At 33.8% G+C, this 6620-nt stretch carries 8 protein-coding genes; 1 reads left to right on the top strand and 7 read right to left on the bottom strand.

What is annotated here, in order from left to right; translation table 11 throughout:
- Positions 1-91 precede the first annotated feature (91 nt).
- The 5 genes from ACKI3D_RS05400 to mcm form a co-directional block, all read right to left on the bottom strand.
- A complete protein-coding gene (locus tag ACKI3D_RS05400) occupies positions 92-295 on the bottom strand; it encodes a hypothetical protein (protein WP_407392719.1) in 204 nt (67 codons plus the stop codon).
- The gene (locus ACKI3D_RS05395) at positions 296-1258 is read right to left on the bottom strand and encodes a tyrosine--tRNA ligase (RefSeq protein WP_407392718.1); all 963 of its coding nucleotides are present in this window, start codon (positions 1256-1258) and stop codon (positions 296-298) included. It abuts the gene before it with no gap.
- Positions 1259-1266: 8 nt separating this feature from the next.
- Positions 1267-2310, bottom strand: coding sequence for a 60S ribosomal export protein NMD3 (locus tag ACKI3D_RS05390; RefSeq protein ID WP_407392717.1), 1044 nt, complete (start codon positions 2308-2310; stop codon positions 1267-1269).
- Positions 2311-2341: 31 nt separating this feature from the next.
- Complete coding sequence (locus ACKI3D_RS05385; RefSeq protein ID WP_067040760.1) at positions 2342-2749, bottom strand: translation initiation factor IF-2 subunit beta; 408 nt, start codon at positions 2747-2749, stop codon at positions 2342-2344.
- A 124-nt stretch (positions 2750-2873) separates the two neighbouring features.
- Positions 2874-4877: a minichromosome maintenance protein MCM gene (mcm, locus tag ACKI3D_RS05380; RefSeq protein ID WP_407392716.1), complete on the bottom strand. Its 2004-nt coding sequence runs from the start codon at positions 4875-4877 to the stop codon at positions 2874-2876.
- Positions 4878-4996: 119 nt separating this feature from the next.
- On the opposite strand from mcm, the gene ACKI3D_RS05375 reads away from it, so the two are divergent.
- Positions 4997-5416 (top strand): hypothetical protein, encoded by a 420-nt coding sequence (locus ACKI3D_RS05375; RefSeq protein WP_407392715.1) that lies wholly within the window; start codon positions 4997-4999, stop codon positions 5414-5416.
- Between the two features lie 5 nt (positions 5417-5421).
- Here the strand turns inward: ACKI3D_RS05375 and ACKI3D_RS05370 are convergent, their stop codons facing one another.
- Both ACKI3D_RS05370 and ACKI3D_RS05365 read right to left on the bottom strand, forming a co-directional pair.
- Complete coding sequence (locus ACKI3D_RS05370; RefSeq protein WP_407392714.1) at positions 5422-6048, bottom strand: RlmE family RNA methyltransferase; 627 nt, start codon at positions 6046-6048, stop codon at positions 5422-5424.
- 1 nt (position 6049) lies between these two features.
- Positions 6050-6580, bottom strand: coding sequence for a metallophosphoesterase (locus tag ACKI3D_RS05365; RefSeq protein WP_407392713.1), 531 nt, complete (start codon positions 6578-6580; stop codon positions 6050-6052).
- Between the last annotated feature and the right edge of the window lie 40 nt (positions 6581-6620).

The following is a 6620-nucleotide window of genomic DNA, read 5'->3' as shown; positions in this document are numbered from 1 at the left end:
ATTTTGTAAATAAATCTGTTATTTATATATTTTTCTTTCAGATAGTTGTGATGGATTAGTATTTTCTAAAAAATTGTAATTGGAGGATTAATCATCCTTCCAATTCTTTTAATCTTTCAGCAATGGCGTCTGCTAAAAACTGTTTTGCTTTTGCAAGTTCTTCATAAGAACCTATAAGTCTTGGCCCATATTCTCCGTGTTCAAGTTTCACATCAAACTTTTCTATTGCATGTGCAAGCATTGCTTCTCCAACGCCGTTCGGCAATCCCATTTGAAATTCTTCTTTTTCTTCCATTTAATTTACCTCCATGTATTCTCTTACTGGAGCAAAGAATTCAATTAAGAAATCTTTAATTCCATTTTTTAAATCCATTGGATGTAAATTACCTTCACTAAAGTCTTTAATTAGTTCATCATGAGTAAGTTCAATATCTCCACCAAATTTCTCAGGTCTTTTGATAAGTAATTTTTCTTGATTTGGGAAAACAAAGGTTTCTGCAATTTCAATCATCGGATTTCCTTCAACTTCCCCTTGTGGACAGAAACTTTTCTTGATTTTCTTAGTGATTTCTTCAACAGAATCATCAACTGCAATGTAGTTTCCTTTACTGGATGACATTTTAGCATCGCCATCAAGACCGTGTAATAATGGGGTGTGAATACAAACAGGAACATTTTCGCCAATCTTTTCTAAGTTTTCACGCGCTAACATTTGGATTTTTCTCTGTTCCATTCCTCCAAGAGCAACATCAACTTCTAAAGCAGCCATGTCAACGGTTTGCATAATAGGATAAATTACACTGGCCACTTTTGGATTGTCATCTGCACGACTTACTTGATCCATACTTCTTCTTGCTCTTTTTAAAGTGGTCATAGTAGCTAATTGATAAACTTTATCGGTGTAATCTGGTTCTAATTGGAAAGAGGAACCTAAGACAAATTCAGTTGTTTCATCAAGACCAAGTGCTTGGAAACATTTTTTGTTATATTCAGCGGTTTCAGATATTTCTTCAATTGTTCCTTTCCCATTTAAGAATGCATGGTAATCTGCTAAAAGGATTTTAATTTTAAAACCTAGCTTTTGTAGTTGTTTTAATTTTTGCACTGTTACTGCATGACCTAAATGGATTTTACCTGAAGGTTCATAACCGGTATAAGCTATAGGTTCATCTTTAGCAAGAACTTCTTTTAATTCTTCTGAATCTATAATTTCTAAGGTACCATTCTCAATTAACTGAATTTTTTCTTCAATATTCATTTTATCACTTAATTCACTAAATAGATGTAATCATTAATTCTAATAAGCTTTACTTCATCCCCAATATTGAAATTAGAGTACTCTTCTTTCATGTTAATGTCAACGGCAGAGTAATCAACCGGATCCAATATTTGTATAAATTGAGGAGATTTTGAAATAACAGTTGTGGTTTCAATTTCATCTGACTTTTTAATGAGCTCAATGTCTTCCATATTTTTCATAGGGATATTGTGCTTTTTATCTGTTGAAATTTCCGCGCCAACAAGACTATTTTTACTAATACTATGCACCTGCATTATTTTGTTATCATATTTTATGAAATCATTAGTTTCAAATTCAGGAATTCTAACTGAAATCCAAATCCTATAAAGGCCTTTTCCGGTGGACTTATCTTCGCTAATGAGTCTTGGAGATTTTTTGAGTATGCCTCCAAATTCTTCCATCAATGCTTCAGCTACTTTTTCACCAGATTTAAAAGATCCGATATAGTAATCGTATCCTTCTTTCAATTTAGCTATTTGCGGACAGTATGCTAGTTTATCGTTTTTGGATTGTTTTATTAAAGTCCTTTCAACTATTTCATCAGCTTTAGCATATTCTTCTTCTTTTATTTCCCTGTTGTCGGCTCTAAACTGCACTACAACTTCATAATATCCGGATTGTATTTTACTGCAAGTTGGACAAACAGTTTTAAGGATTTTAACTTCTGTATCATAATTCTCTTCAATTTGAACTCCATGAACTTCCCCTATAGCTTCAACAGTACAACTGGCGAGTGTCCCTTTAATCTGTTCAATTCCAAGGACAATATTTTCATTTGAAACTTCATCAGCTACTTTTATGTTTCTTTCGAGTGCTCTATAAATTATTTCTTCTTCAGGAATGAATTCATCACTCCATTTGCCTTCTTCAAGTTTACTGTTGCAGTGGCTACAAATCTGAACTTCAATGCGTTTAGGAACTTCAATCATTTGAAATTCTTTTAAAAAACAGTCAATACAGACATCGCCAACCATTTCTTTATCTGTACTTCCGCACTCTGGACAAAACATAATATCTGTAAAAATAAAATAAAAAGAAGGATTATAAAGATTTTAAAGGTGCTGTTGCACCGCATGCAGCACATTTAAGTAAGAAAATTCTTCCTTCTCTGATAATTCTTGTATCTGGTCTGTTACATTCGTGGCAAATTACATATTTGTCTACATAGTCTTCAATTCTTTCATTAATTAAGTAGTGTGTAAATTTACCTTGTAAAATTGCTCTTTGACCTTCAATATTTCCTGCAGTACCTAATTCTCTCATTAAGAATTTTAATAAATGTTGAGGGTCTCTATTCAAACCTTCTGCAACATCTTTAAAGTTTTTAATAAATGTTCTATTACCTTGGATATCTGAATAAGCTTTAGGAATTTTGAATCTTTTGTGTTCAAATACTTCAGGAGGTAATTGGTCTATTGCTCTTTCTAATAAATCTTCGTATTTGTCCATATTATCTCTCCTTATAAAATTAGTATAAGTATAATATATTAAATTTAGTTTTAATATTATATTAATGTATTGTTATTTCGAAAATTCTGGTAAAAAATTTAAAAAAAGAAAAAGTTTAGGATATTTAGACTACACGTCTAAAGTATCCAGTAGTTGGTTGGTAAATAACTCCTTTTTGAACTAAGTTTCTGACAATTTGTTCTGTTTTGTCTTCACTTACTCCATATTTTTCACTCATATTTGAAATTAACACATTTAAAGGAGCTTGACCAGCATATTCCTCTTCAAGGAGTTTAATTTCATCAGTTACTCTTTGAATTTTGTCTCTATCAGATTTTGGAGTACCTCCACTGAGGATTTCAGCATCTATCTCTCCAGTTTCAGGATCAACTCCCACATCTTTAAGACAGAATAATGTTAATTTTACAGCTTTTTCAGCATCTTCTCTATCAACAGTATCTTTAAGTTTAACTTTAGCGCTGGCTTCAGCTAAACGAATAATAGCTTCTAGCTGTCTTGCTGTAATAGGAACAGCACCCTGCTCTTCAGGATTACTATTTCTGGTACTTACATAAAACTCTTTTAAAATTTGGTTAGCTTCATCAGTCAATTTTGGGCTGATGTTTTTACGAGCGTATGCAATATATTTTCTGAGCAATTCGGGTTCAATTTCATATTCCACAGTATTCTCTTTATGTATTTTTAGGATGTGGTCTGCTAATTTTGAATCCCCTTCCTTGCTTGGTTTATCTTCAATTACAAAAATCAAATCGAAACGGGAAATAATTGGGGCGGGCAGATCAATTTGTTCTGCAAGCACTTTATATCTGTCAAATCTTCCGAATTTAGGGTTTGCTGCTGCAAGAACGGAACATCTTGAATTTAATGTTGCCATAATTCCTGCTTTTGCAATACTTACTGTTTGTTGTTCTAAAGCTTCGTGAAGTGCAGATCTGTCTTCTGCTCTCATTTTGTCAAGCTCGTCAACACAAACGTTACCTTGGTCCCCAAGTACTAATGCACCTGCTTCCAGAGACCATCCTCCAAGTTCATCTCTAACTGCTGCTGCAGTTAAACCGGCACCACTTGTACCTTTACCACTTGTATAAATACTTCTTGGAGCTAATCTTGAAACATATTTCAATATTTGAGATTTACCGATACCTGGGTCCCCTACAATAAGGATGTGGATATCTCCTCTCAATTTTGTTTCATCTTCAAGCTGTTTTGCAGCCCCTCCAAACAATTGAAGTGCAATTGCCTCTTTAACTTCTCTGTATCCCCTAATTGATGGGGCAGTTGACTTGATAATTTTTTCATAAATATTTGGGTCTTGGGACAATTCTATAATCTTTTCTTCATCCTCTTCTGAAAGGTGCAATTCTTCAAATTCTTGCTCAAGCGGTTCGATATGATTAACGTAGATATAATTTTTGAATTTGCCGCTTCTTTCCTCTCTGAAGGTTTTTAATGTTCCAGTAATTCTTACTTTGTCTCCTGGATTTAATTTGTCTACTAAATCGTCCTCTAAAATCATTAACATTTGCTTAGGTTCGCTTCCTCCAGATAGATTTTCCAATGGCTCTTGCATCCTTGCAGTTTGTGTATCAATATATTTAGATTCCTCTTGAAGCAATCTAAATGATCTTCCTCCACATTCGCTGCATAGGGAAGGTTCTATTATTCTATTTCCGGAACTTTGTTCAACTTCATGTAGTCTCATACAGCCTCTGCATTCGAAAACACCAGTTTCGATACGAGGTCTTATTTCATCGGTTTTTCTCACAATTCCATCAGCTGCAACGAAGGTCCCGATGTATTTACTTAACAGGTCTTTTAATTGGATTACATTTGAAAGATTTTCAAAACGGATGTTAATGTCAGCATCTTTAACGAGTGGGTCAATATTTTTAATAGCTAATTGTGCAGCTTCAATAACTTCCTCAGGTTTCTCAATCAATAAATCTGCCAAGTTTGGATCAAATATTTCTAAAGATTGGTAATCTACATTAAGTGATCTTTCATCCGGATATTTTTCGAGGATTTCAAACACATCATCTTTATATGATGTTGCAAAAAATTCTTCAAATTTTGCAATTGATGTTTGTGATTTAGCAGTAGAATTCATTAAGTAATTATTAAGTTTTCATTATTTAAAAAAATATTGTATATGGTGAGGGTAATAAAAATTATATACTAAAAAATTCATATTACTATAAAGATAAATTAATTATAATAGAGGTTAATATGAGAAAATCTAGACTAAGCTTATTTAAATCCACTTCTATGCTAATTTCTGTTGTTGGAATTATCATGATTATATCAACAATCATCGTTGTTGCATATGTGGGATATAGTATGGTTTCATCTGGCATCACAAATGAGATATCCTCAGGCACTCAATATGATGAACTTGCGGAGCTAAAAGCAGAGTATAGCAATTTATCCATTAAGTTTGATAGTGTCAAGTCCACATATTATGCAGGAGGTCCTGATGATGTGCAGACTTATAACGATGCAAAATTAGAGTTGACACGGGCAAATTCAGCTATTGAAAATGTTCAAAGTGCCCTTGATGCAGGTAAGCCATCAAATGAAGTAGACAGCAGAATCGATTTTGCAAAACAAAAATTAGATGATGCTAATAAGGCATATAATACTCTTTAATTTTTTTATTTTCTATTTTTTTTAACATGTTTGTAGCCTAGTCCTACAACGTACATTTCTGAACTTTTTTTACGTGATGATGCAGGTTTTGTAGTTTTTACTTGTCTAAAGTTGCCTTTAAGGGAATCAAGCATGGTTTTATATTCAGGGCCTTGGAATACTTTCATGACGAGGTTGCCTTTTGTTTCTAGAATATTGTAGGCTATCTCAATAACTGCATTTGTCAAATCAATTGATTTGAGCTGGTCAATGTTTTTAATTCCGCAAAGGGAAGGTGATGCATCAGACATTACGACCTTTGCTTTTCCTCCAATCAGTTCTGTGATTTTTTCTTGAACTTCAGGGGTTGTAAAATCTCCTCTGAGCCCATAATAGTTTTCTTCATGGAATTTTTTGAATCTGTTCAGGTCCACTCCGACAACTATTCCTTCTTCACCGACTTTTTCCAATGCTACTTGGGACCACCCTCCGGGTGCAGCTCCAAGGTCAACAACAGTATCTCCTTCTTTTATGAGTTTGAATTTTTTGTCAAGCTGTTTGAGTTTATATGATGCTCTTGAACGGTATTCTTCTTGCTTAGCTCTTTTATAATATGGGTCTTTATGTTTTTCTACTTGCCATCTGCTTCCCATTTCAATCCCTCTTAAATTGGTCAAAATCAAGTGCACTGCATACTGGAGAGCCGATTTTAATGATTTCAACGTCAACTTCATTATTGTTAATCTCAAGCAACATTACAGTTCTGTCTGCAAGTCTTGGAACAATTGGGCTTCCCGGATTCAATAGTAAAATTCCCTCTTTTTGTTCGATTTTTGGTTGGTGGGAATGACCGCTGACTAGAATATCCACATCTAGCTCTTTTGCCAAATATAGCAATTGGTCAGAATCCGCTCTTGGATAAACCTCTCCATGTATCATACCAATTTTCAGACCTTCAACTTCAATGACTTTTGCTTTGGGCAGATTAATTCCATTGGCTCTGTCCATATTTCCCTGAACTGCCATCACAGGTGCAAGTTCCTCTAATTCATCAATTACCTTAGGCGATGTCAAATCGCCAGCATGCATTATTAAATCAACATCATTAAATGCATCGAGCACATTTTGAGGCAATATCCTTGCCCTATCAGGGATGTGGGTGTCTGAAATTAATCCTATTATCATGATTTTTCAATCCTTAATTATTCAATTTAATTATTTGTTT

The organism is Methanobrevibacter sp. (assembly GCF_045586545.1).
Lineage (GTDB): Archaea > Methanobacteriota > Methanobacteria > Methanobacteriales > Methanobacteriaceae > Methanocatella.
This window is presented reverse-complemented; position numbering and strand designations above follow the sequence as displayed.